The organism is Chitinasiproducens palmae (genome assembly GCF_900095735.1).
In the GTDB taxonomy this organism is placed as follows: Bacteria; Pseudomonadota; Gammaproteobacteria; order Burkholderiales; family Burkholderiaceae; genus Chitinasiproducens; species Chitinasiproducens palmae.
Genome location: NZ_FNLO01000004.1, coordinates 82,220 through 105,623, shown reverse-complemented (window position 1 = coordinate 105,623; position 23,404 = coordinate 82,220). Strand labels below are relative to the sequence as shown.

20 protein-coding genes, 1 tRNA gene, 1 other RNA gene, 2 pseudogenes and 2 riboswitches are annotated in these 23,404 nt (G+C 63.5%); of the genes and pseudogenes, 10 read left to right on the top strand and 14 right to left on the bottom strand.

Translation table 11 applies throughout. The annotated features are described in order from the left end of the window. Positions 1–53: 53 nt before the first annotated feature. From BLU54_RS23190 to BLU54_RS08110, 3 genes are all read right to left on the bottom strand, one after another. Complete coding sequence (locus BLU54_RS23190) at positions 54–1,367, bottom strand: hypothetical protein (RefSeq protein ID WP_139169573.1); 1,314 nt, start codon at positions 1,365–1,367, stop codon at positions 54–56. Continuing rightward, the gene (locus BLU54_RS23185) at positions 1,364–2,425 is read right to left on the bottom strand and encodes a hypothetical protein (protein WP_139169571.1); all 1,062 of its coding nucleotides are present in this window, start codon (positions 2,423–2,425) and stop codon (positions 1,364–1,366) included. Before BLU54_RS23185 ends, BLU54_RS23190 begins: the two co-directional genes overlap by 4 nt. A gap of 269 nt (positions 2,426–2,694) precedes the next feature. Beyond that, positions 2,695–2,910, bottom strand: a complete 216-nt coding sequence (locus BLU54_RS08110) for an antitoxin VbhA family protein (RefSeq protein WP_235837871.1) — start codon at positions 2,908–2,910, stop codon at positions 2,695–2,697. 432 nt (positions 2,911–3,342) lie between these two features. Between BLU54_RS08110 and BLU54_RS08100 the strand changes: the two are divergent. From BLU54_RS08100 to BLU54_RS08090, 3 genes and pseudogenes are all read left to right on the top strand, one after another. After that, positions 3,343–3,587: pseudogene (locus BLU54_RS08100) on the top strand (DUF1153 domain-containing protein). Between the two features lie 211 nt (positions 3,588–3,798). Further along, positions 3,799–3,954 (top strand): integrase core domain-containing protein, encoded by a 156-nt coding sequence (locus BLU54_RS23955; protein ID WP_235837853.1) that lies wholly within the window; start codon positions 3,799–3,801, stop codon positions 3,952–3,954. Positions 3,955–4,060: 106 nt separating this feature from the next. Beyond that, on the top strand, positions 4,061–5,023 hold the full coding sequence (locus BLU54_RS08090; RefSeq protein ID WP_091906880.1) for a toll/interleukin-1 receptor domain-containing protein: 963 nt from the start codon (positions 4,061–4,063) through the stop codon (positions 5,021–5,023). 707 nt (positions 5,024–5,730) lie between these two features. On the opposite strand, the gene BLU54_RS08085 is transcribed toward BLU54_RS08090, so the two are convergent. The 3 genes from BLU54_RS08085 to BLU54_RS08075 form a co-directional block, all read right to left on the bottom strand. Then, positions 5,731–5,815, bottom strand: a tRNA-Leu gene (locus BLU54_RS08085). Between the two features lie 117 nt (positions 5,816–5,932). Then, a complete protein-coding gene (locus BLU54_RS08080; protein ID WP_091907365.1) occupies positions 5,933–7,087 on the bottom strand; it encodes an ABC transporter substrate-binding protein in 1,155 nt (384 codons plus the stop codon). Between the two features lie 428 nt (positions 7,088–7,515). After that, entirely contained in the window at positions 7,516–8,457 is a 942-nt protein-coding gene (locus BLU54_RS08075; protein WP_091906878.1) for a CysB family HTH-type transcriptional regulator, read from the bottom strand. A gap of 127 nt (positions 8,458–8,584) precedes the next feature. Here BLU54_RS08075 and BLU54_RS08070 point away from each other — a divergent pair, with 127 nt between their 5' ends. The 4 genes from BLU54_RS08070 (at position 8,585) to cobA (ending at position 12,566) form a co-directional block, all read left to right on the top strand. Next, on the top strand, positions 8,585–9,349 hold the full coding sequence (locus tag BLU54_RS08070) for a phosphoadenylyl-sulfate reductase (RefSeq protein ID WP_091906876.1): 765 nt from the start codon (positions 8,585–8,587) through the stop codon (positions 9,347–9,349). Positions 9,350–9,434: 85 nt separating this feature from the next. After that, positions 9,435–10,382, top strand: coding sequence for a sulfate adenylyltransferase subunit CysD (gene cysD / locus BLU54_RS08065; RefSeq protein ID WP_091906874.1), 948 nt, complete (start codon positions 9,435–9,437; stop codon positions 10,380–10,382). A gap of 22 nt (positions 10,383–10,404) precedes the next feature. Further along, positions 10,405–11,721: a sulfate adenylyltransferase subunit 1 gene (locus BLU54_RS08060; RefSeq protein WP_091906872.1), complete on the top strand. Its 1,317-nt coding sequence runs from the start codon at positions 10,405–10,407 to the stop codon at positions 11,719–11,721. Between the two features lie 83 nt (positions 11,722–11,804). After that, positions 11,805–12,566, top strand: a complete 762-nt coding sequence (gene cobA, locus BLU54_RS08055) for a uroporphyrinogen-III C-methyltransferase (RefSeq protein ID WP_091906870.1) — start codon at positions 11,805–11,807, stop codon at positions 12,564–12,566. A 110-nt stretch (positions 12,567–12,676) separates the two neighbouring features. On the opposite strand, the gene BLU54_RS08050 is transcribed toward cobA, so the two are convergent. From BLU54_RS08050 to lptF, 3 genes are all read right to left on the bottom strand, one after another. Continuing rightward, positions 12,677–13,066 (bottom strand): sirohydrochlorin chelatase, encoded by a 390-nt coding sequence (locus BLU54_RS08050; RefSeq protein ID WP_235837852.1) that lies wholly within the window; start codon positions 13,064–13,066, stop codon positions 12,677–12,679. A 186-nt stretch (positions 13,067–13,252) separates the two neighbouring features. Beyond that, complete coding sequence (gene lptG / locus BLU54_RS08045; protein ID WP_091906868.1) at positions 13,253–14,398, bottom strand: LPS export ABC transporter permease LptG; 1,146 nt, start codon at positions 14,396–14,398, stop codon at positions 13,253–13,255. A 3-nt stretch (positions 14,399–14,401) separates the two neighbouring features. Continuing rightward, a complete protein-coding gene (lptF, locus tag BLU54_RS08040; protein WP_091906866.1) occupies positions 14,402–15,499 on the bottom strand; it encodes an LPS export ABC transporter permease LptF in 1,098 nt (365 codons plus the stop codon). 147 nt (positions 15,500–15,646) lie between these two features. Between lptF and BLU54_RS08035 the strand changes: the two are divergent. From BLU54_RS08035 to lgt, 3 genes and pseudogenes are all read left to right on the top strand, one after another. Next, positions 15,647–17,143 (top strand): annotated as a pseudogene (locus tag BLU54_RS08035) (leucyl aminopeptidase); the annotation flags it as partial. Between the two features lie 385 nt (positions 17,144–17,528). Continuing rightward, on the top strand, positions 17,529–17,933 hold the full coding sequence (locus BLU54_RS08030; RefSeq protein ID WP_091906862.1) for a DNA polymerase III subunit chi: 405 nt from the start codon (positions 17,529–17,531) through the stop codon (positions 17,931–17,933). A 950-nt stretch (positions 17,934–18,883) separates the two neighbouring features. Further along, the gene (gene lgt, locus BLU54_RS08025; protein WP_091906860.1) at positions 18,884–19,780 is read left to right on the top strand and encodes a prolipoprotein diacylglyceryl transferase; all 897 of its coding nucleotides are present in this window, start codon (positions 18,884–18,886) and stop codon (positions 19,778–19,780) included. Between the two features lie 85 nt (positions 19,781–19,865). Here the strand turns inward: lgt and BLU54_RS08020 are convergent, their stop codons facing one another. From BLU54_RS08020 to ribB, 5 genes are all read right to left on the bottom strand, one after another. Then, on the bottom strand, positions 19,866–20,567 hold the full coding sequence (locus BLU54_RS08020; RefSeq protein WP_091906858.1) for an SIMPL domain-containing protein: 702 nt from the start codon (positions 20,565–20,567) through the stop codon (positions 19,866–19,868). Between the two features lie 308 nt (positions 20,568–20,875). Beyond that, positions 20,876–21,055: non-coding RNA, 6S RNA (gene ssrS, locus BLU54_RS08015), on the bottom strand. Between the two features lie 150 nt (positions 21,056–21,205). Next, the gene (locus BLU54_RS08010) at positions 21,206–21,514 is read right to left on the bottom strand and encodes a cell division protein ZapA (protein WP_091906856.1); all 309 of its coding nucleotides are present in this window, start codon (positions 21,512–21,514) and stop codon (positions 21,206–21,208) included. After that, on the bottom strand, positions 21,504–21,917 hold the full coding sequence (locus BLU54_RS08005) for a hypothetical protein (RefSeq protein ID WP_091906853.1): 414 nt from the start codon (positions 21,915–21,917) through the stop codon (positions 21,504–21,506). The genes BLU54_RS08010 and BLU54_RS08005 overlap by 11 nt, the downstream gene beginning before the upstream one ends. Before the next feature lie 78 nt (positions 21,918–21,995). Beyond that, a complete protein-coding gene (gene ribB / locus BLU54_RS08000) occupies positions 21,996–22,721 on the bottom strand; it encodes a 3,4-dihydroxy-2-butanone-4-phosphate synthase (protein ID WP_091906851.1) in 726 nt (241 codons plus the stop codon). Positions 22,722–22,833: 112 nt separating this feature from the next. After that, a riboswitch (FMN riboswitch) is annotated at positions 22,834–23,025 on the bottom strand. 90 nt (positions 23,026–23,115) lie between these two features. Then, positions 23,116–23,388: riboswitch (cobalamin riboswitch) on the top strand. The last annotated feature ends 16 nt before the right edge of the window (positions 23,389–23,404 follow it).

Sequence of the window (23,404 nt, the reverse complement as noted above, 5' to 3'; positions counted from 1 at the left end):
TGTTCAGGGTCGAATGGGGGCGCTGCACACTGTTCATTATTCGACGCTGAGATTTACTTGCGCATTGCTTCCAATAGGGCTTTGGCTGCGTTTGCAGACGCCTGCGTGTCTTTGCGACGGCTGGCTGCGAGTAACCGCGTTACTAATGGAGATTTGTCTGCCTTCGCCGGAAGGCCAAATTGATCGACTAATGAAATCCATCTCTTAAGAGGCCCTTCATACCAACTTAGCTTTTGCAGAACTAGTTCATCCCCCGGCAAACATTCGTTAAGATAGTAGTCCCACTGATTTTTTGTGAGCCGTTGCAGTAGTTCGTCAGCAATAGGAATTGCAGCGTTCGACGTGCCATACCTGTTTCCAAGTTTTACTGCCAAGATCGCGGACATGCAGATAGGAAAAGCTGGCCATGGGATTGTGGAGCCTAGCCGAGATAGGGCTTGTATCGCCGAAGGTTCGTTGTAGAAATTGTTCATCGCGGTATGCACGCTGATGACATTCGATGCGGCTGCTGTAAATGATTGTGATCGAAGCGATTCTGGGACGAAGTCAAAGCCCTGAACTGAGGACAAGGCTTTTTTGAGTGCAAGAACTACTGCACTCGAACCCGCACTCACGGCCTCAGCGTAAGCTTGGCCGACGGAGTATTTTTCAGAGTCGCGCAGGCTTTCCCAAATAGACGGGACGATCACGACGATATTTCCAAGAGTGTGTTCGAACTGAGCGCCTGTTTTAGTCTTAGCACCTGCAAGCAAAATGCTAAGCGTTGTCTTTTTAAAGAAGTAGGGAGCTACTTGTAATGTCACTAGCTCAGGATCTGCTTCTTTAAAAGTACGGCTCTCAAGCTCAGAGCGGAACGTAATAAACTCGGCAGGTGCTACGTTGCCCTCACGTCCCAACACTGCATTAACACAAGTTCTGAGAAACGACAGCGCTTCTTCACGCGCCATTTCTTCGCTTTCTGCGTCGTCTGTGTTGAGACTGTCGAAGTGTGCCAGTAGTTCAAGATGTTGAGTTAGGCGCTTTGCATCTGTTGAATTAATTACGCCTAACTCTCTCGCGAGGGTTATGGCCTCATAATCTGAAATACTGACGGTCGGGACCGAATCTTCGTTGATGTCGGCACGACCAAGCATCTCCCCTACAAATGTCATGCCCATCGACGCTAAGGCACGCTTCAACTGAGATAAAGCCTTATTCAGTACAAAGCCGGCCATCATCTCAAAAGATTCAGATTCGAAAGCAGCTACGATCTGTTTCTGATCTCGTGTACTCAGATTTTTTGCAACGCCAGCAATAACGACTGCATTGTCGGCAGACCTTGGGACGACGGTGCCTTGCGGTTCCTTCCAAGCTACGATTGCATTCATTTTTCTCCCTCCGCATCTACCTGGAGATACTCGGTTCTACCATCCTGTGATCGAAAAAAAGCGGCCAAGATTGATCTGCCAACCAACTCTCCCAGTGTTCTAAACGCTCTACTCCTAGCTCCGCCCATAATCGGGGGGGGCACAGCATCACCATTGACGAATGCACGATAGCCGAGAACGAAACCAGCATCATTGAATACAGTGATGCCGTCGCTATCAATAAATCCTGAAATGAGTTCCGATGCAGCTTGCAGGCGACTCACTGACGAGGCCGTCTTCCCCTCGGCAATATGTCGCTGAAACCGATCGTATAAGTGAAATGGTGGATCTAATCGAACTAGATCAGAAAAATCTTGTGGCAGTTCGTTCTGATTAGAAGGCAGTACGGCGATTAATGTGCCGTGGCAGTCTTGAATTGCCGTGGAGAGAATTCGATCAATGTAACCAGCGAATAGGTCAGCGTGCTGTCCACTTTTGCGGGCTATGGCTTGTGCAAGTCTGCTAATGTGGTAATGAACTTTAATTTCTTTGACGTCTGGATCGTTATTAAAACGAAATTCTACTCCATCGCCGGCACTGGATCTAACCTCAACTTTGTTCGTGGCACTTTGCGAAATTCGCACGACAGGAAAAGATTCGTCATATTCATCAAGAACTACCTCGTCAATAGTTAGTGAAGACGGATCGCTAGTACCACAAAAAACCCCGTATTTACATTTTTGTCCGTCAGCTGACCTCTCGATGTAGATTCTCCACTGTCCAAAGCACAATGGCGCTGCATCTTTGAGAATTCGGGCTCCAGCAGATTCAAGAGGAACCTCTGCGGAAAGAGGAATGTGCTCCCCGATCCCTGCAAGTTTCAGAAGCTGTGAAACTGAACTGCAGATGAAAACTGAGGGCGACATGGGGACACCCTCTTCGGTATACGCTGCAAGCTGAGAAACCATGCCGGCAATCAACTCGGATGTTCTTGCGCAGTTCCAACCGATCTTTCGAATCAAGTCGAGCGAATTCGACTCAAGGTTGCTTCTGAACGAAACGCTCTTCTCCGTCGCCATGTGCTCACCCTCATGTCCTTACGTTATCTACAACTTTATTAGCGAAATTTCTGGTAAGTCGAATCACTATTTTTGGCGTGCATAGTCGACAATTGAGGCCAATTTTCTTTATGCATGGTTCTCGCAATCGCAGCTCCGGCCTTTAGGCAACTACAAACCTCGACCTCCGTTCGCTTCCTTTTTGAATGTTTGCACTGTTGGCGCAATACATATACCGGCGACAGCCTATCCTGCACTGGCTTCAACCACCTATATTTTCTTCGTCATGACTAAGCTTTTGGGCTTGCCAAGGCACTACGCGGTTGCACAAACTCTTCGAGGTCAATGCTCCCGTCGATGAACCGTTGAGCATGTTCTTCATCTGCTGCACTGAGCGAGGATCCCGCCAAGCCGACTGATGCGCGTGCGTAATTGACGGCCGCTGCACGCCGGTCGCGCTCAGCACCTGATATCGTTTTACTTAGTTCCGTTTCGTGCGAACCCATCTCAGCCATGGTTGTCCCCGTGCTTTAGGTAACGCTATTTTACAAGGCGTGGGATTTTTTTGGTGCTTTGTAGAGGAAACAGGCAAAAAGGTTTCACGCAGAAATTGTCTTGTTTTTGTGGCTATCAATAGGTTTTCCCGATTGAGTGCGACATCGGCCGCCATCGGTGAAGACAGTTCCCAAAGAGGCTTTGCCTCTCTGGACTCTCCACCCTCGCCGGCGGGAACCTCGGGGGTAGGGGTTACGGGCCGATGGCCCTGAACACCTACCCCCCGGGCGCAGCGTGTGGGCACTCCTGCCGCGTCAAGGGGCCGTGTCCTCGCCCGTAGGGCTGCGGGCCGCACCAACCCCTTGACCCGGCATCCGCGCTGTCTATGGCGCGATGTGCTGACACAGTGAAAACCTGCTCACGTCATAATCGAGGCAACGGCGTTGAGCACGAAGATGGAAGAAGACATCAAACGGTGGACGGCGGGGCGCAAAAGCGCGTTGCTGCTGGACACCATTCAAGGTAAGAGTGCAGTGGCCGAGGCTAGCCGCCAATACGATTTGTCGCCCTCGGAAGTCGAACAACGGGTCGATGACGGCAAGCGGGCATGGAGAATGCCTTGCGGGCCAATCCCCAGGATGTGCGCGAGCAGTACGAGCGCTGTCATACTCGTGAGTTGCTCGGCTGACACCTGTTGCGAAGCGGCAAGGCCTGCACCGCAGGCAGCGCGCTGGAACACGCCTTGATCGCACGCTTTGAAACGCTGGGCCGCGTGCCGGCGCCGTTTCTACTGTGCTCGGACAACTGCTTGGTTCACCTCACGCAGCGACAGCGCACTCGTGCGCAGCTACGGCTTGCGCCAGGAGTTCATCACGTCGCATTGCCCGCAACAGAACGGCATGGTCGAACGCGTGATCCGCACGCTCAAGGAACATTGCGTGCATCGGCATTGCTTCGAGACAATCCAAAACGCCAGCCGCGTGATCGGCGCTTGGATGCGCGTTTATAACCACCGACGCCCGCATCAGGCGCTCGGCATCAAGACCCCTGGCTGAGTTATTTGCTTTAGCCGCTTAACCTGAGCAGGTTCTGCTGGCTCAATACAGTACAATCAAGCGCTAGGATGAATGTCAAAGCCGTGACCGCACCTCCCCGGAAAACATGACGGATTTCTTCATTAGCTATACCAACGCTGACACTGACTGGGCTCAATGGATCAGCTATGTGCTGGAAGAAGAGGGTTTCACCGTTATCGTCCAAGTTTGGGATTTTCGGCCAGGCAGTAATTTTGTCTTGGAAATGCAGAAGGCTGCAGCTAAGGCGAAGCGGACCGTGATGGTCTTGTCGCCGGATTATCTCCGTTCTCAGTTCGCATCGCCGGAGTGGGCGGCGGCATTCGGACAGGATCCGCAAGGACAGGAGATGAAGCTGGTGCCGGTGATGGTGCGTAACTGCAATCCGTCCGGCCTATTCAAGTCAATCGTGCAGATCCGTATTGCTGGAATGGACGAGGGCGCGGCACGGCAAGCTTTGGTCGATGGGATTAATCGGAACCGAGCGAAGCCTACAGCCCGCCCTCGTTTTCCTGGAGCTACGACGCAAGTTCAGCACAGAGATTTCCCGGGGCCCAGTGCCGAGGCCGCTAAATCGGTTGTCGCGCTGCCAGTCACAACTCTCATTCCATCGCTGAAAAGGGCTCCCACGGACGTCGATAAGCGCCATTTTCTGAAAAATGGCTTTATGACAATCAAGAATTTGTTCGAGACCAACCTCGACGCCGTTTCCCAGCAGGAACCGCGTATTCAAACGGATTTTCAGGTTACGACAGCCACCGACTTTCGGGCCGAACTGTTTGTCGACGGCAAGAGTACGTGTATCGGCCGTGTCTGGATAGGAGGTCTGTATTCAGAGAACGGCATCGCCTATTCCGAGGGCAGGAACATGTCGAACAACAGCTATAACGAGATCTTGTCCCTCTCCCAAGGTGATGACCTTCGGTTCCAGGCGGCGATGTCAATGGGATCGTTTGCACATGAGAAAAAGTTCGATATGCAACGCTTGTCAGCGGACGCTGCCGCTGAGTATCTATGGCAGCGCTTTGTGTGGCCGCTCCGGCGGTACTGAACGGCTTGTTAGCGGCGCGGTACTCGGCTGCGTTGGCGCCTTCGAGGTCGAGCCGCCGAATGTGGCTGTCACCGGACAGATTGGCCGCTCACCAACGCATCGGATCAAACGGCCGCGTCTGAACTGGGCCGGGAGCACGCGCATCGCTCGGTTGCGTCGCTATACCGAAGTTCGTCCCACGTGATGGATGCGCAAAGGACATAGATCGGGACACGGTGGCTCTTTGCCAAAGTGTTGTTACGCAAGACCAGAATCGAACGAGCCCAACTTGCGGCAAGGGAATCATTTTCAATTTGGCTACTGCCGCTGCTAAAGACGCGGCGTTCAGGGTACATGCACTCGATCCGGAGTCGCGCGCTGTTGCTTTGCTTTAGATGCCCGTCGCCCGCTCTTGGCCCCTTACTGTGAACCTTCCAATTTGCGGGCGGTACTCAGAAGTTAACCTGGACTGAGCCGCCCCGTGTTTTCACCAAATGATGGGTCTATCCATAGCATTTCTCCATGATGGATCGGATTTTGTCGCTTTACCCTGCGCCTACCATTCCACCACTTGGGCACGACGCCAACTTACGTGTATCGCCTATGCTGCGTACTGGGGGCCGTACGCCATCGTACCGGCGCTTCGCTGAGCTTCCAGCTTTAAAGCAGCTTTCCAAGCCCACAAACAAAAAGGGCCGCGCTAAGCGCAGCCCTTTGCTTTTTGTTCGTGGTGCCCAGGGCCGGAATCGAACCGGCACGCCTTGCGGCGGGGGATTTTGAGTCCCCTGCGTCTACCAATTTCACCACCTGGGCCATGCGCGCAGGACGTGGCAGGGATGCCTGACGCCGAGCGGCTGAGACGGCGATTATCGCGTGTTTCGGGTTGCCGGGCAAGCGCCGTTGCGCGCGGGGCGCAACGGCGCCTTCGGTTTACTGGCTGAGGTACTGGAACTTGCCGTTCTTGACGGTGCCCATCACCACCGCGCGCTGATCCAGGCCGATGTGATCCTTGGCGCTGGTGTTGACGATGCCTTGCGGGATCACCAGGTCCTTGGTGTTTTCAAGCGCGTCGCGCAGCGCCTGGCGGAACGCCGGCGTGCCGGGTTGGCCGGACTTGAGCGCACGTGCGACGGCGTCGTTCAGGCGCGGGTAGACGCCGGCGGCATCGCCGGAGAACTGGTTGGCGGTGCCCGGCCCGTATCGCTTTTCGTACGCGTTCACGAAGTCCAGTGCGGTCTTGCGCACCGGGTTGTCGGCGGGCAGCGAGGCGGCGACCAGCACCGGCTGGGTCGGAAACAGCGTGCCTTCGACGTCCTTGCCGCCCAGCTTGATGAAGTCGGGCGTGCCGATGCCGGCGGTCTGGTAGATCTGGCCCTTGTAGTTGTAGCCGACGATCGTGCGCTGCGGCAGCACGGTCGGCGTGCCGGCGCCGGCGATCAGGATGGCGTCGGGCTTGGCGGCGATCAACTTCAGCACCTGGCCGGTGACGCTGGTGTCGGTGCGGTTGTAGCGCTCGACCGCGACCAGCTTGATCTTGCGCAGCTCGGCGAATTTCTTGAATTCAGTGAGCCAGTTTTCGCCGTAGCCGTCCGCGAAGCCGATGAAGGCGACGGTCTTGACGTTGTGGTTGGACATGTAGCGGGTCATCACGTCGGCGAATGCCGAATCGGACGAGGCCATCTTGAATGCCCAGGTGCGCGAGCCGGTCTGCGGTTCGACCACGGATCCGGAGCCGATCAGCGAGAGCATCGGCGTCTTGGCTTCGGCGATCGGATCGAGCGCGGCGAGGGCGGCCGGGGTGATGGTTGGGCCGACGATCACGTCGACCTTGTCCTCGGAGAGCAGCCGGCGGATGTTGCGCACTGCGTTGCCGGGGTCGGTGCCGTCGTCCAGGAAGATGTATTCGGCAGGCTGGCCGCCCAGCGTCTTCGGCCACATCAGGAATGCGTTCTTGCTGCTGATGCCGATGGTCGCCGCCGGGCCGGTGGTCGACAGGTCGACGCCTACCTTGACCTGCGCCTGTGCGGTGAAAGCCATGGCGCCGAGCAGCGCTGCGGCGAGAAAACGAAGGGTGAGGCGGGGCATGCTGATGGGCTCCTTCGGGAAATGTTGCCGAAGCATACCCCAGCCAAAACTCGGCGGCGCATCGCCGCCGGGCTTTTCTTGCAAGGTGCGGCGGGCGCCCGTGCAGGGTCGGAAAGCGCCGTCGCGTCAGGTGCTGCGGCGCGCCGCGGTGGCGTCGCCGCGCCGCGCCCGGATGGCTGCCGCACTGTCGCTTCAGGCTGCGGGAAATCGTTGAATGACTGTCGTGCAACGACTGTCATTCGCCGACCGTTGTTCACCGACCGTTGTTCACCGACCGTCGCGCGGTCCAGGTCGGCCGCGAGATCATTTCGCGGCGTCCAGGCCGGGACGCCGCGTCCGGCGCTGACGCGCGCGCGCGTCAGGTGCCGCTGGCGCCGTCTCGTTTCGAGGGCGGCGCTTCCCGCTTTCCGCTTCCCACTTCCCGGAATTCAGATCTCGTAATGTTCGCCGGTGCCCTGCAATGCCTGGTCGAGCAGCTTGCGCGTGGTCTCGGGCGAGAGCAGTTCGACCAGCGTATACACATAGCTGCGCAGGTAGGCGCCCTGCTTGAGGGCGATGCGGGTCAGGTTGCTGCCGAACAGGTGGCCGACCGGCGCGGTGCGCAGATGTTTGTCGCGCTCCGGGTGGTAGGCCATGTCGGCCATGATGCCGACGCCGAGTCCAAGCTCGACGTAGGTCTTGATGACGTCGGAGTCGATCGCTTCGAGCACGATGTCGGGCGTCAGCGAGCGGCGGGCGAATGCCTCGTTGATCTTGGTGCGGCCGGCGAAGGCGGCGCCATAGGTGATCAACGGATATTGCATCAGGTCTTCGAGGCTCAGCGTGGCGCGTTCGGCAAGCGGATGGTCGGGCCGGAATACTGCCACGTGATGCCACTGGAAGCAGGGCAGCGACGACAGGTCGGGGTAGTCGGCCAGCGCCTCGGTTGCGATGCCGATGTCGGCGGCGTCGTTCTGGACCATTTCCGCAACCTGGGTTGGATTGCCTTGCACGATCGAGACGCGCACTTTCGGGAAACGGCGCCGGAATTCCGCGATGGCCTCCGGCAGCGCGTAGCGCGCTTGCGTGTGCGTTGCGGCGATGGTCAGGTTGCCCTGGTCCTGCGCGGCGAATTCGTTGCCGATCCGCTTCAGGCTTTCGACTTCGCGCAGGATGCGCTCGACCGAGGCCAGGATCAGGCGGCCGGGCTCGGTCAGCGAACGCACGCGTTTGCCGTGCCGGCGGAAGATTTCGACGCCAAGCTCGTCCTCCAGCTCGATGATCGCCTTCGAGACGCCGGGCTGGGACGTATAAAGCGCCTTCGCCGCTTCGGTGAGGTTGAAGTTCTGTCGAACCGCCTCCCGCACGAACCGGAACTGATGAAGATTCATTTATAACTCCCCAGCATGCAAAAACAACTTTTTAATTGTTTGAAGTATAAGGCATCTCTCTTACGCTCTCTGATTACCTTATAAGTGCCGCCGTGCGCGAGCGGCACGCTGCCAGGAGTCCCCGCCCATGACGACGACCCATTCCGTCAGCCCGCTGCGTGTCGCCGCAGTACGGCCGGAAGCCAAGGCTGCGGACGTCACGGCGCAGCGTGTTGCCGAACTGGGCAGCGCGCTCGACGCGCGTCTCGCAGCTATCGCGCAACGCCACACGCGAGCGAAGTTTGCGAGCAGCCTGGCCGCCGAAGACATGGCCTTGACCCACGCGATCTTCTCGCGGGGCTTGCCGATCGAGGTCTTCACGCTGAACACCGGTCGTCTGCATGCGGAGACGGTCGGCATGATCGAGACGGTGGCGCAACGCTATGGACGGCGCGTGATTGCCTTCGATCCGGACGCCGAGGCGATCAAGGCCTACGTCGACACCTTCGGTTTGAACGCTTTCTACGACAGCGTGGCACTGCGCCAGCGCTGCTGCGCGATCCGCAAGGTCGAGCCGTTGAACCGCGCGCTGTCGGACGCGGATGCGTGGTTGACCGGCCAGCGCCGCGAGCAGTCGGTGACGCGCACGGAGCTGGCGCTCGAAGAGTTCGACGCGCCGCGCGGCATGCCGAAATACAACCCGTTGTTCGATTGGGACGAAGGCGAAGTCTGGGCCTATCTGCTCGCTCATCAGGTGCCGGTCAATCCGCTGCACGCGCGAGGCTATCCGAGCATCGGCTGCGAGCCGTGCACGCGCGCGATCCGTCCCGGCGAGGACAGCCGCGCGGGCCGCTGGTGGTGGGAGTCGCGGGACACGAAGGAATGCGGCCTGCACGTGAGCAGCGCGCACTAGCGCTGCCAGTGTCCGGTACCCGCGGCCGGCGCAGGGGCAGTCGGACAGACAGTCGGACTGCCAGTCGAACATCCAGAGAGAGCATATGAGCATCATTCTCGAACAAAGCACCACGTCGCTGCGTCGCCGCGATCACCTCGACTGGCTGGAGGCCGAGTCGATCCATATCCTGCGCGAGGTCGTTGCCGAGTGCCGCAACCCGGCGCTGCTGTTCTCGGGTGGCAAGGATTCGGTGGTCGTGCTGCATCTTGCGCTGAAGGCGTTCGGGCTGGGCGAGGGGCGAGCGACCCATCTGCCGTTCCCGCTGGTCCATATCGATACCGGACACAACTACGACGAAGTGATTGCGTTCCGGGATCAGCGCGTGGCGGAACTGGGTGCGCGTCTGGTGGTCGGTCACGTTGAGGATTCGATCCGCAAGGGCACGGTGCGTCTGCGTCGTCCGACCGATTCGCGCAACGCCGCCCAGGCGGTGACGCTGCTCGAGACGATCGCGGAACACGGCTTCGACGCGATGATCGGCGGCGCCCGCCGCGACGAGGAAAAGGCGCGTGCGAAGGAGCGGATCTTCTCGTTCCGCGACGAGTTCGGCCAGTGGGACCCGAAGGCGCAGCGCCCGGAACTGTGGGATGTCTTCAATGCGCGGCTGCATCAAGGCGAGCACCTGCGCGTGTTCCCGATCTCGAATTGGACCGAACTCGACGTCTGGCAGTACATTGCGCGCGAACGCCTGGCCTTGCCGTCGATCTACTACGCGCACCAGCGCGAGATCGTGCGGCGCGATGGGCTGCTGGTGCCGGTGACCGATCTCACGCCGGCGGCCGAGGGCGCGACGATCGAAGTGGCAACGGTGCGGTTCCGCACGGTCGGCGACATCAGCTGCACCTGCCCGGTCGAAAGCGACGCGGCGGACGTGGCGGCGATCATCGCCGAGACGGCCACGGCGACGATCACCGAGCGCGGCGCCACGCGGATGGACGACCAGACGTCGGAGGCGGCGATGGAGCAGCGCAAGAAGCAGGGCTATTTCTAAGAAGGCGTACAGCGAGACCAACATGACACAAGCGATCGAAGATCTCGGCGTACTGCGCTTCATCACGGCGGGCAGCGTCGACGACGGAAAAAGCACCCTGATCGGCCGGCTGCTGTTCGACAGCCGCGCGGTCCTGTCGGACCAACTTGGCGCGCTGGGCCGCGCGCGCGGCAAGCGGGTGGCTGGCGACACGCTCGACCTGGCCCTGTTGACCGACGGTCTGGAAGCGGAACGCGAGCAGGGCATCACCATCGACGTCGCGTATCGCTATTTCACGACCGGGCGCCGGAAATTCATCATCGCCGACACGCCGGGGCACGAGCAGTACACCCGTAACATGGTGACGGGCGCGTCGACGGCGGACGCCGCGATCGTGTTGATCGACGCGACCCGCGTCGAGACTGTCGATGGGCAGGCGCAACTGCTGGCCCAGACCAAGCGCCACAGCAAGATCGTCAAATTGCTCGGCATCGAGCACGTGATCGTTGCGGTGAACAAGATGGACCTGGTCGATTACAGCGAGGCGCGTTTCGACGAGATCCGCCGCGCCTATCTCGCGCTGGCCGAGCGCATCGGTCTGACCGGCCTGACGATCATGCCGGTCTCGGCACTGGTCGGCGACAACATCGTCACGGGCAGCGAGCGGATGCCCTGGTATGGCGGTCAGCCGTTGCTGGCCTTGCTCGAAAGTTTGCCCGCCGCAACGCGCGAGCGCGCCGCGTTGCGCTTCCCGGTGCAATGGGTGGCACGGCAGGACGGCTCGCAGGCCGACGATTTCCGCGGCTACATGGGCAAGATCGAGGGCGGTGAGATCGCCGTCGGCGACGCAGTGCGCGTGCTGCCACAGGGCCTGTCGAGTACGGTGGCGGAGATCGTGGCGCCGGTGCCGGGCGGCACTGCCGCGGTGGACCGCGCGAGCGCCGGGCAGTGCGTGACGCTGCGGTTGGCCGACGACATCGATGTGTCTCGCGGCGACATGATCGTGGCCGACCGCCCCGACAGCGAGGCGGCCGCGGTGGCGCGGCAGATCGATGCCGACCTGTGTTGGTTCGACGAGGACGGCCTGGCCGCGCAACGCAAGTACCTGCTGAAGCAGACGACCAATACGGTCTACGCCCGCGTCGCGTCGGTTCATCACACGCTCGACATCCACACGTTGGCAGACGCGGCGGGCGCCTCGTCGCTGGCGATGAACGATATCGGCCGCGTGACGCTGAACCTGCAGCGGCCGCTGGTGTGCGATACCTACGAGACGCTGCCGGCGACCGGCGCCTTTGTGCTGATCGATGAGGTGACGCACCGGACGGTCGCGGCGGGCATGATTCGGGACGTGCACTGAGCGGTTAGAATCCGGTCGGGTGCGAAGCGATCGCGCCTCGACCGAACGACGCGTTGGCGCTTGGCCAGCGATGGAACAATGAGATGGGCAAGGTCTACCTGATCGGCGCCGGGCCTGGCGCTGCCGACTTGATCACGGTGCGCGGCGCGCGGCTGCTGGCCGCGGCCGATGTCGTGCTGCACGATGCATTGGTCGAGGCCGAGTTGCTGGCGCTCGCGCCGCAGGCGCGCCTGATCGCGGTCGGCAAGCGCTGCGGGGCGCATTCCAGCGCACAGCATTTCATCAACAAGCAGCTGGTCGACGCGGCGCTGGCCGCGCCGCTCGTGGCGCGCCTCAAGGGCGGCGATCCGATGCTGTTCGGGCGGGCCGACGAGGAAATGCGGGCGTTGGAAGCGGCGGGCATCGATTACGAGGTAGTGCCCGGCATCACCGCGGCGCTGGCCGGCGCCGCGACCCTGAAGCGATCGCTCACACTGCGTGGCGTGGCGCGCAGCGTCGCCCTGGTCACGCCCAAACAGGCGCCGGGTACCGAGGATGTGGGCGTGGCGGCGTCAGCGGATTCCCTGGTCTACTACATGGGACGCGACGGCGCGGTCGACATCGCCCAATCGTTGTTGGCACGTGGCCGTGCCGCGGCCACGCCGGTTGCCATCGTCGAGGCATGCAGCACGCCGCGCGAGCGTGTGCTGTCGCTGACCCTTGGCGAGCTTGCCGCCGGCCGCGCACTCGACTGGCTGGATCGCACGCAGGCCAGCATGCTGATGATCGGCGAGGCATTCGCGGTGCGCGAGGGCGGCGCCCTCGACAGTCAGGCGCCGGTGCTGGCGCGCGGCAACGGCGCCTGAGCCGCTGACGCGCCGGCTCGCGAGCGCAGTTTGCGACGCGAGGCCCACGGCCCGGCGGCGAGGTGCCGGGGCAAGCCACGATGCACGGTGCGCACGCCATCCGACCCGATTCAGGTGTCGCGCGCGCGCAGGCAAAAAGCGGCGATCGCCTGCAGTACGCTCTCTTCCTCGCCCACGGCAGTCGCCAGCCTGATCTCGATGGTGGGATGGGCGGCGCGGCAGGCATCGAGCAGGGCCGGCAGATCGCGGCGCAGATGGGCGCCGCGTCCGAAAAATACCGGCACGATCGTGATGCGCGTGCAGCCGGCCGAGACCTGCTCCGTCACTGCCTCGCCGAGACTCGGCGTCATCAATTCCAGGTAAGCCAGCGTGACCGGTGCGTTGCCGGCGCGCGTCAACGTCGCCAACCGCTCGAACGGCTCGGCCCAGCGCGGATCGCGTGCGCCGTGTCCAAACAGGATCAAGCCGTGCATGAACGCTGCGCTGTCGGATACGGACATCAAGACCTCCGATGAATGACCTGGCTGGCGCCGCCGGCGCCGTGCTTGGGTGGCGCCGGGCGCCAGCCCGCCCGCCGCGGGTGCTGCGGCGCGCCGCGCGCCAGACGATCCGCCTGACTGAACGGCCGGATCACTGGGCCGCTGGCCGGCGCACCGGGTGCCGACCGATGCGCCAGGCGCGCGCCGTCAGTGCCGATCGGCCCAGCGCAGGCCGGCGATCGCCAGCAGCAGGTAGAGCAGCGATGGCGTCGCCGCGGTGATCGGCGCCGGCCAGGTGTTGAGATTGCCGACGTGGGAGAACAGCGTGTTGACGAGCTGGAAGCTCATGCCGAGCATGATGCCGCCGAACACCTTGACGCCGACCACGCCGGAGCGGGCGTGCAGGTACGCGAACGGTAGCGACAGCGTCATCATCACCAGGACCGCGAATGGATACAGCAGTTTGCGCCACAGCGCGATTTCATAGCGCTGCGTGTCCTGATTGTTCTCGCGCAGGTGGCTGATGTAGGACGTCAACGCATACAGCGACATCCGGTTCGGGCTGACCAGCAGCACCGACAGGATGCGCGGCGTCAGTTCGGAACGCATCATGTAAACCGGCAGTGCCCGCGTGGTGGCGCTGGTCGTGGTGCTGAGCGTGTTCCAGCTTGCGTTCGCGGGGCCGTGTTCGTCGATCGTCGATTCGCTGACCTTTTCGAGACGCCAGTTGTCCGGCGCGACGAAGGTGCCGCGCTCGGCCAGCCGCACCGTCGTCAGGTGCAACTGGTCGTCGAACTCGTACACCTTCACGTTGCGGATCGAGGTGTCCGCTTCGAGGGAACCGACGTTGACGAACCGCGTGACGCGGTGGCCCGAACCGTCGTTGCTCAACGAATCCTTCAGCCAGATGCCGGACTGGAAATCCGACGAGGCCGGCGTGCCGAGTGCGCGCAGCCGCACGCGCTCGGAGAGCTGGTCGGCATAGGGGCCGACCAGCTCTCCGAGCAGCAGGGTCAGCACCATCAGCGGTACGCCGATCTTCATCAGCGTGCCGAGCGCCCGCTGCGGCGACAGACCCGAGACGCGCAGGATGGTCCATTCGGATGACGACGCCATCTGCGCGAACACGTAGATCGCGCTGATCAACGCGGCGACCGGAATGATCTCGTAGAAATGCGAGGGCGTCTGCAACAGCACGCGCACGACGGCGTAACCGAAACTGTAGCCGCCACGGCCAACCGTGCCGAGCTCGTTGATCAGGTCGAAGAAGAAGAACAGACCCGAAAACGCGAACAGGATGAAGATGAAGGCAAGGTAGACCTGCCGTCCGAGATAGCGCTCGTAGATCCGCATCGCTTACTGCCCCGACGAGGCGCGCGCGCGGCGCACGGAAAACAGCGGACGGTTGCGCACGCGGCGCCAGAACAGCAGCGCGGCGCCGGCACCGGCGATCACGTGCAGCAGCAGGAGCCCGACCGGGAAGGACAGCGTACCGCTTTCGATACGCGCCTGCATCAGATTCAGCACGTTGGCATAAGTGAGATAGACCAGCACGGCCATCACGAGGTTCAGCGTGCGGCCGCGGCGAGGGTTCTGGTAGGCGAGCGGAATGCCGAGCAGGGTCAGCACCAGCGCCATGATCGGCAGACCGATGCGCCAGGCCAGTTCGCCCAGATTGCCCGGATTCGGATCGGCGAGCAGGGCGGGCGTGCTCAGGCCGTGCGGTCCGATCGACGTGGTGACGGGCCGCGACTCCATCTTCACGCCGTAGCGTTCGAAGGTCGAGATCCTGAAATTCGGTTTGCCGGGTTCGCCGTCGTACTGGCGCCCCTGGTCCAGCACCGCGTAGCGGTCGGCATCGCCGCGCAGTTCGACATGGCCGCTGCGCGACACGACGATGTTCAGCTTGCCGTTCTCGGTGCTGGCGACGAACACGTTCTCAAGGCGGCGCGAGCCCTCGCCGACGCGCTCGACGAAGAACACGCGATGGCTGGACGGCGCTTCGCGAAACTGGCCCGAGGCAAGCAGCGAGACCTCGTCGCGTTGCGCGAAGCGTTGGCTGATCGCCTGCCGTTGGGCATTCGACCAGGGCCAGGCGACCATTGCGCAGAACGCAATCAACACGATGAACGGCGCCGCGAACACCAGCACGGGCTTGATGAAGGCGGGCAGGCCGACGCCGGAGGCGAACCAGACCGCCATCTCGGAATCGCGGTACCAGCGCGTCAGCACGAACAGGACCGAGACGAACAGCGTGACGATGAGCATCACGGCGAGATAACCGACGACCGTGAGTCCGATCAGGACCAGCACGTCGCTCGGATCGGCGCCGCCCGACGCGGCCAGTCCGACCACACGGATCATCATCGTGGTCAGCATGACGGTCAGCAGCACCAGGAACACAGCGCCGGCCGTCAGGCCCAGTTCGCGCTGCAGCGAACGTTCGAAGATCATGGCGGGAAATCAGCTTGGCGACCCGTTGGCAGGCCGTCCGGTGACTCGGCGGTGACAGACCGCGTGCTTGGCTCGCGTGGCGAACCGCTACGGGAAAAATGGCGGATAATCCGGCTAAGTCAAACTGAGCACGAGGATCCAAGCGCGATGGACTTTAGCATAAAAGCACGCGGCTCGAACACGACGGCGGGCGTCGACCTTCTTGCGGACAGCAGCGATTGTATCCTGATCGGCGTATTCGCCGACGGCGGCCTCGACGGCGCGGCGGCGGCGCTCGATGCGGCCAGCGACGGCCTGGTCGGACGCTTGGTCGCCGACGGCGACTTCGATGCGAAGCCCGGCACAACGCTGATGCTGCACGCGGTGGCCGGCCTGCACGCGCCGCGCGTGCTGCTGGTCGGCTTGGGAAATCGCGAGGGCTTCGATGCGAAGCGCCACGGCGATGCGGCGCAAGCCGCGTTCAAGGCGGTGGGCAGCGGCGTGCGCCGCGTGCTGTACACGCTTGCGGAACAGCCGCCGGCCGGTCGCGATGCGGCATGGGCGGTGCGCGCGGCCGTGCTGGCGGCCGGTTACGGCGCCTATCGCTTCGACCAGATGAAGGGCGCGCCCGAAGCGCCGAAGGGCGGCGTCGAACAGGTGACGATCACGGTGAACGGCGAAAGCGCCGCGGTGCGCGAGGCCGTCACGCAGGGTAGCGCGCTGGTCGAAGGGATCAACCTGACCCGCGACCTGGCCAACCTGCCGCCGAACGTGTGCACCCCGACCTACCTTGGCGAAGTGGCGCAGCAACTGGCGCGCGACTTCAAGCTGAAGGCAGAGGTGCTCGATCAGAAGAAGATCGAGGCGCTGGCGATGACGTCGTTCCTGGCCGTCGCGAAAGGCTCGACGCAGCCGCCGCGCTTCATCGTGTTGCGCTACCAGGGCGCGGGCGCGTCCGAGGCGCCAGTGGTGCTGGTCGGCAAGGGCATCACGTTCGATTCCGGCGGCATCTCGATCAAGCCCGGCGAGGCGATGGACGAGATGAAATACGATATGTGCGGCGCGGCGTCGGTGCTCGGGACCCTGCGCGCGGTGGCCGGCATGAAGCTGCCGCTGAACGTGGTGGCGGTGGTGCCGACCTGCGAGAACATGCCGGCCGGCAATGCGCTGAAACCCGGCGACGTGATCCGGACCATGTCGGGCAAGACGGTCGAGGTGCTGAACACCGACGCGGAAGGCCGCCTGATCCTGTGCGATGCGCTGACCTACGTCGAACGCTTCAAGCCGGCTGCCGTGGTCGACGTCGCCACGCTGACCGGGGCTTGCATCATCGCGCTGGGGCATCACAACAGCGGTCTGTTCTCGACCGACGATGCGCTTGCCGACGAACTGGTCGCCGCCGGCCGCCGCGCGGTCGATCCGTGCTGGCGGATGCCCGTCGAGGACGCCTACCAGGAGCAACTGAAGTCGAACTTCGCAGACATCGCGAATATCGGCGGACGGCCTGCCGGCAGCGTGACGGCAGCCTGTTTCCTCTCGCGTTTCGCCGGGGCCTATCCGTGGGCGCACCTGGATATCGCCGGCACTGCCTGGAAGAGCGGCGCGGCGAAGGGTGCAACCGGCCGGCCGGTACCGCTGCTGACGGAGTTCCTGATCTCGCGCGCGCAGCGCAAGACCGGCGCCACGCAGGCCGATGTCGACCTCGCATCGGGCGCGGTCGCGGTGCTCGATCCGGCCGACGGCCAAGCGGCGGTCTTGCCGGCCGGCAAGGGCGAGCGCGCCGGAAAGAACGACAAGAACGACCGCAACGGCAAGTCGAAGGACAAGGCCGGGAAGGGCACGAAGGCCGACAAAGCGGAGCGCGCCGGCAAGACCGCAAAGGCCGGCGCTGACGTGGCGGTGGGCGAGACCGCCGAGGCCGCTGCGGCCTCGAACGCACAGCCCGCTGCGCTCGCCGAGTCAAAGGCGCCGGGCAAGGCGGCGCCGGGCGTTTCGGCCGGCCGCGTGGTTGGCACGCCGGCGGGCCGCGCGAAGCGGAAGTGATGCGGCGATGACGCGAGTCGATTTCCATACGCGCGTCGCGGATCCGCTTGCCTACGCGTGCCGGCTCGTCCGCAAGGCTTACACGGCCGGCAAGCCGGTGGCAGTGGTCGGCAACCCGGACACGCTCGCGCGTCTCGACGGCCTGTTGTGGACCTTCTCGCCGCTGGACTTCATCCCCCACTGTGGGGCGGACGCGCCTGGTGCGGCGGAAACGCCGGTCGTGCTGTGCACGAACGGCGCGGCGTCGCCGCATCAGGGTGTGCTGCTCAACCTGGGCGACGACGTGCCGCCGCAGTTCGCGCGGTTCGAACGGCTGCTGGAAGTGGTGGGCGACCAGCCGGAACAACTGGCGGCCGGACGGGAGCGCTACCGCTTCTATCGCGATCGAGGCTACGCGATCACCAATCATTGATCGCGTACCGTGGCGCACGGGATCGGGAGGTAAGCGGCGTGCGGTGCAGCCGTTGCGCCGCCGGCAGTATCCGACCGATTGCCGCGCTTGCATGCGGTCTTATACCGGTTTCTGGTGCCTACATGCTTGTACGATGTCCCGGCTCGCCCGACAGTCGGGCGGGGCCGGGTGGCCGATGGCATCGAACGCCGGCATGTCACGGCGGGACGACATGCCCGCTCGCGCCAACTCACGGCACCTCGCGCAAGACCGCGGCGCACTGCGGAATATCGCGTCGCCGCCACCACGGGGCGTCAGCCCACTGCGCCGTTCGGCCGGAAGGACGGGCATTCCGCAGACGCGTTCGTGCGCCGATTTTTGTGACATTATCTTGTGACATCATGCGGGTCGATGCCGACCGTGCACGATGGTCTGCGTCAGTGCATGACGCGCGCATGCTGCGTTCGAGCACGCGCCGCGAGGATGCTGCACGCGAGCTGCGATGCCGAGACGGGCGCAACTATGCCTTGCTCGGCGCCAGTTCGGCGGTCTGCTTGTGCGATACATGCCGCTTTATGTATGTCCCGTTATGCATGCGCCGTTATGCATGCGCCGATGTGCATGCCCGCTGTGCACGCCTTGTTGGGGCTGCCGCGCCATGTTTGCCACGCGATGCATGCGGCCTGTGGACGCGGTGGCTTGACGCGTCGATGGCTGCACGGCCCAATTCGGTGCGGCGCGTGACGAGGTCATGCGTGCAGACGTGCGCCGGGGCTTGCGACGCCGACCGCCTCGATGCGCCGGCGCGACGGCACCGGCTTCTTTCCACGATGTCCTGTTCTTTCTATGCAATCTAGACCGAGGCTGTCCCAGTCCCTGCCATCGCGCGACACGCGCGCCGTATCTACGCACCGCCTTGGTCGTCCCGAATCGGACGCGCGGTCGATCGGCAGACGACCGGGAGCAGTCGAATGCTGATCCATCCCCAATTCGATCCGGTTGCGATTCACCTCGGTCCGCTGGCCATCCGCTGGTATGGATTGATGTATCTGGTGGGGTTCATCGGTGGACTGCTGATCTGCCGTTGGCGTTTGCGCCTTGCCCACATCCGCGCGCAGGGCTGGGTGGCGAAGGACATCGACGATATCCTGTTCTACATCGTGCTGGGTGTGATCCTCGGCGGTCGCCTCGGTTACGTCGTGTTCTACAAGGCGAGCTGGTACCTTGCCCATCCGCTCGATATCTTCAAGGTCTGGGAAGGCGGCATGTCCTTCCACGGCGGTTTCATCGGCGTGGCACTGGCGATCGTACTGTTCGCCCGCAAGCGCGGCTTCCGGTTCTTCCAGGTGACCGACTTCGTGGCGCCGGCCGTGCCGCTTGGCCTGGCGACGGGCCGTTTCGGCAATTTCATCAACGGCGAGCTGTGGGGGCGGGTCACGTCGCCGAACGCGCCGTGGGCGATGGGTTTCCAGGCGGCGGCGCCGGACGATCGCGAATGGTTGCTGGCGCATCCGGAGCAGGCGATGCGCGACGGCCTGTTCCAGGTTTATCAGACCTATCACGGCATGCTGCCGCGGCATCCTTCACAGCTCTACGAGATGGCGCTCGAAGGCGTGGTGCTGTTGATCGCGTTGCTGATCTTCGGCCGCAAGAGCCGCCCGCTCGGCGCCGTGACGGCGTTGTTCGTGATCGGTTACGGCCTGTCGCGGTTCGTGATCGAATTCGCCCGCGAGCCCGACGATTTCCTGGGCCTGCTCACGTTCGGCCTGTCGATGGGGCAGTGGCTGTCGTTGCCGATGATCGCGGTCGGCGCTGCCTTGATGTTCTACGCCTATCGGAAGCGGCCAGCGGTGACGACTGCGCCCTGACGATCCCGGCACGCAGCGGCACGCACCGGCCCGCGCTGGCTTCGCGCCGGGCCGGTGCACCGCGCCACCGGGGCGTTCGAGCCGGTCAGCGCATCTGCACCGAACCGTTCACCGTCACGTTGACGCGGTTGGTGCCGCCCTGGATCGCCAGCGAGTCCGACTGGGCCTTGGCCGCGTATGCCATCGTCCGCATGCGTGGCACGGCGCCGCCCTGGCCCACATTCACTTCGCGGATCGTGTAGGACGAATAGCCGAAGGCCTTTGCCGCTGCATCGGCGCGCTCGCGGAACGAGCGAATCGCACGATCGGTCAATTGCGTCTGCGCGCGCTGCGTGGCTTCCGGCGAGAGCGAATAATCGACGCTACCCACCTGCATCAAGTTGCTCAGCCGTCCGGCCAGCGCCGAGGCGGCCGCGAAGTCGCGCGATTCCAACACCAGTTCGGTACGGCCGCGCCAAGCCGAGATCTTGCCGTCACGGTCGGTAGCCGGTGAAACCGAGAACGTGCCGGTGCTGACCTTTACGACGCTGTTGCCGGGCGCCCGGGCCAGCGCGTCGGCGGCACGCTGGTTCAGCGCGCGCGTCAGCGCGGCCGGATCGTTGCCTTCCTGTTCGAAGAAGAGCGTGATCGTCACGATGTCGGCAGGCACGTCTTCGCTCGCCTGCGCGTCGAGCGACAGCACGCCGGCAGGCGGCGGGTTGACCGTCTGCGCCTGCGCCGCGCCGGCGGACATGGCACAGATCGAGAGCGCGGACATCAAGGCGATCAGACGCTTGTTTCGGGACATCATCGACTCCTTCAGTGTTGCGGTTGGTCTGCGTCGCAGGACCGGCCGGACGGCCTGGCCTTGCACGACGTTTTGTAGGGTACGCGAAAGCCATACCCGCCTGTGCAACCGAAGGTGAGAGATGTGACAGCGTGGCACGCGCCGGATGTTCGGGCGAAGCGCGTGTCTGGAAGGAAGGCGTGCCTGCCGGGCCATGCCGATCGGTAGGGCAACGCGGTCGACCGATGAACATGGCACCAATGAACATGGCACCAATGAACGTGGCACCAATGAAAAACGGCATCGGTCGAAGACCGATGCCGTCAAATAAGATCCCCACCTCGGCCGTTAAGCCGGCATCCTGAACCGGAGGTTCAAGACGGCCGCAGTTAGAAGCATTTCGGGTACGTCAGACGAGTGACGCGCACGCCCACGCTACAAATTTCCGCGGCCTTGCACATGGCATTGGTTCAAGGAATTTAAGGCCATCACGAACCAGGCAGGGAAGCCGTAAAACCGTTGAGGAAGCGGCTCTTCATCAAACCGACATCCAGTGAATGCATTGTGCCACAGCATTTGGCGCCGTGCACAGTCCTCGTTTGAATCCGGTCAGCCACCCCGCAAATAGGGCGCAGCGCGCCGCGCGGGGACGCGCGTGATCAGTTGGCGTCGTCCAGCGCGCGGCCGATGCGGTCGTTGAGCAACTGCACCGAACGGCGGATTTCATCGGCCGGCAGCGCATCGCCGTGGTCGATGCTGCGCCGCAGATTGCCGAGTTCCGAGGCCAGCGTAATCGCCGCCATCACGGCGATTCGATCGGTGCCGCGCACGCGATTGTTGTCGCGCGCGCGGTTCATCTCGCTGTCGACGCGCGCCACGGCCTGCCGCAGCGCCGCCTCGTTCTCGGGACGACACGACAGTCGATAGGACTGGCCGAGAATATAGACTTCAATATGCTTAGCGGTCATGGACGTAGTGTGAGTCGTCGCTGGACGGTTCGTGTTCGGCTTCGGGCGTCTCGTGCGCGTCAGTCGCTTCCGCTTCCGCGTCCGCTTCGCTCGCCGCGTCGTCGCCGTCCGGCTGCGGGGCGACCGGCAGCCGTTCGAGAATCGCACGCAGGCGGGTCTGCGCGTCGTCGATGCGGGCAACCAGCGCGTCGCGCTCCTGCTGGAGTTCGTCGCGCGCCGCTTCGGCACGGACCAGCGCCGACGCCTTCTCGTCGCGCTGCGAGGCAGCCTCGGCCAGTTGCTGTTCGAGTTCGCGCACGCGCTTGCGGTTGCGCTCGTTGGCATCGAGCAGGCGACCGATATTGTGAGACAGGGAATCGAGTTCGTTGAGCATGTCGAGCTGCGTCCTGGCTAGACCGAGCATTGTAACCTGATCGATCCGGCAATCTCGTAACGAGACGTGTCAGCGCACGCGCGGTGGCCCGCGCGCGCGCCGGAGCGGTCAGCGTTGGCCCGCGAACGCACGGCGATACGACGCCAACTCGTCGATCGACAGTACCACCATGTCGTGCGCCCGTGCATAGGCGTTGATGTCGTCGCCGCGCGTCATCGTGCCATCCGGATTCATCAGTTCGCACAGCACCGCCGCCGGGCGCAGTCCCGCCAGCACTGCCAGGTCCACCGAACCTTCGGTATGGCCGCGTCGCGCGAGCACGCCGCCCGGCATCGCCCGCAGCGGGAACACGTGACCGGGCCGGGCCAGATCGGCGGGGACGGCCGTCGGCGCGATCGCCGCGCGGATCGTGGTGACGCGGTCGGCGGCCGAGACGCCCGTGGTGACACCGTCGCGCGCTTCGATGCTGACGGTGAACGCGGTCTGATAGCGGCTGCCGTTGTGCGCCACCATCGGCGGCAGATCGAGCCGGCGGACTGTTTGGTCGTCCAGGCACAGGCAGACGATGCCGCTGCCGTCGCGGATGAAACGCGCCATGGTCGGCACGTCGATGGTTTCGGCCGCAACGATCAGGTCGGCCTCGTTCTCGCGGTCGAAATCGTCGACCAGCAGGACCGGGTGCGAGCGGCGCAGATCGGCCAGCGCCCTTGCAAGGCGGGCCGCGAACGGCGCGTCGGGCGGCGGGCAGGCGTCGACGGCACGCGAGCCGTGCAGTGGCGCGGCGCTCGCGACGGCGGGCACGGAGGAGAGGGAATCCAGCACGGAAACAGACATTGAAACGCATCCTTGAAAAGAAAAGAAGAGCGTTTCAGGGCACGAACGCGCGCGCGGCGGCGCACACGTGGCGTCGTCGGACGGCGCCGCGTGCGCAGGCCGCACCGCCCGCGCAGGTCTTCTTCTATCCGGACTATCACCGTCGGCTCCGGCATCGAACCGGATCTGCTGACCCGTCGCGACGCGTCGCGACCGGACCAGCCGGTTCACGAGGCGCGCCGCGACGGCGCTCGCGGGCTCGTCGCACGCGCAAGGCGAACGACCTACCGCCGGTGGGGAATTGCACCCCGCCCTGAAGACTTGGCGATCGCTGCCTGAGCAGGAGTCGCCGACGGCATTGTAGCGGAAGCGCGCCGCGATGGCGTCCGCGGTTGACCGGCCATGAGGCCCTCCCTAAACTTCGTGTCACTTCGGTGCCCGGAACCATCGGTTCCGGTTAAACGGGAAACAGGGACCGCTCGCCGTGCCTCCTGCCGCGCCGAACGCCAGCGCCATGCGCCGGCGTTCGCGGGCGGGCGCGCGACGCGGCAACCTGTGCTGTCCTCGCAACGGTAAGCGAACGCGTCGCCCTGGCGACGCAAGCCGGCCGCCCCGACCACTGCTCGCGCGGGAAGGTCAGAGCCGGTGTTTCGCCAGCCCGGATACCGGCCGGAGTCGGACGCCCTGCGTTCCGCCACCCGCGA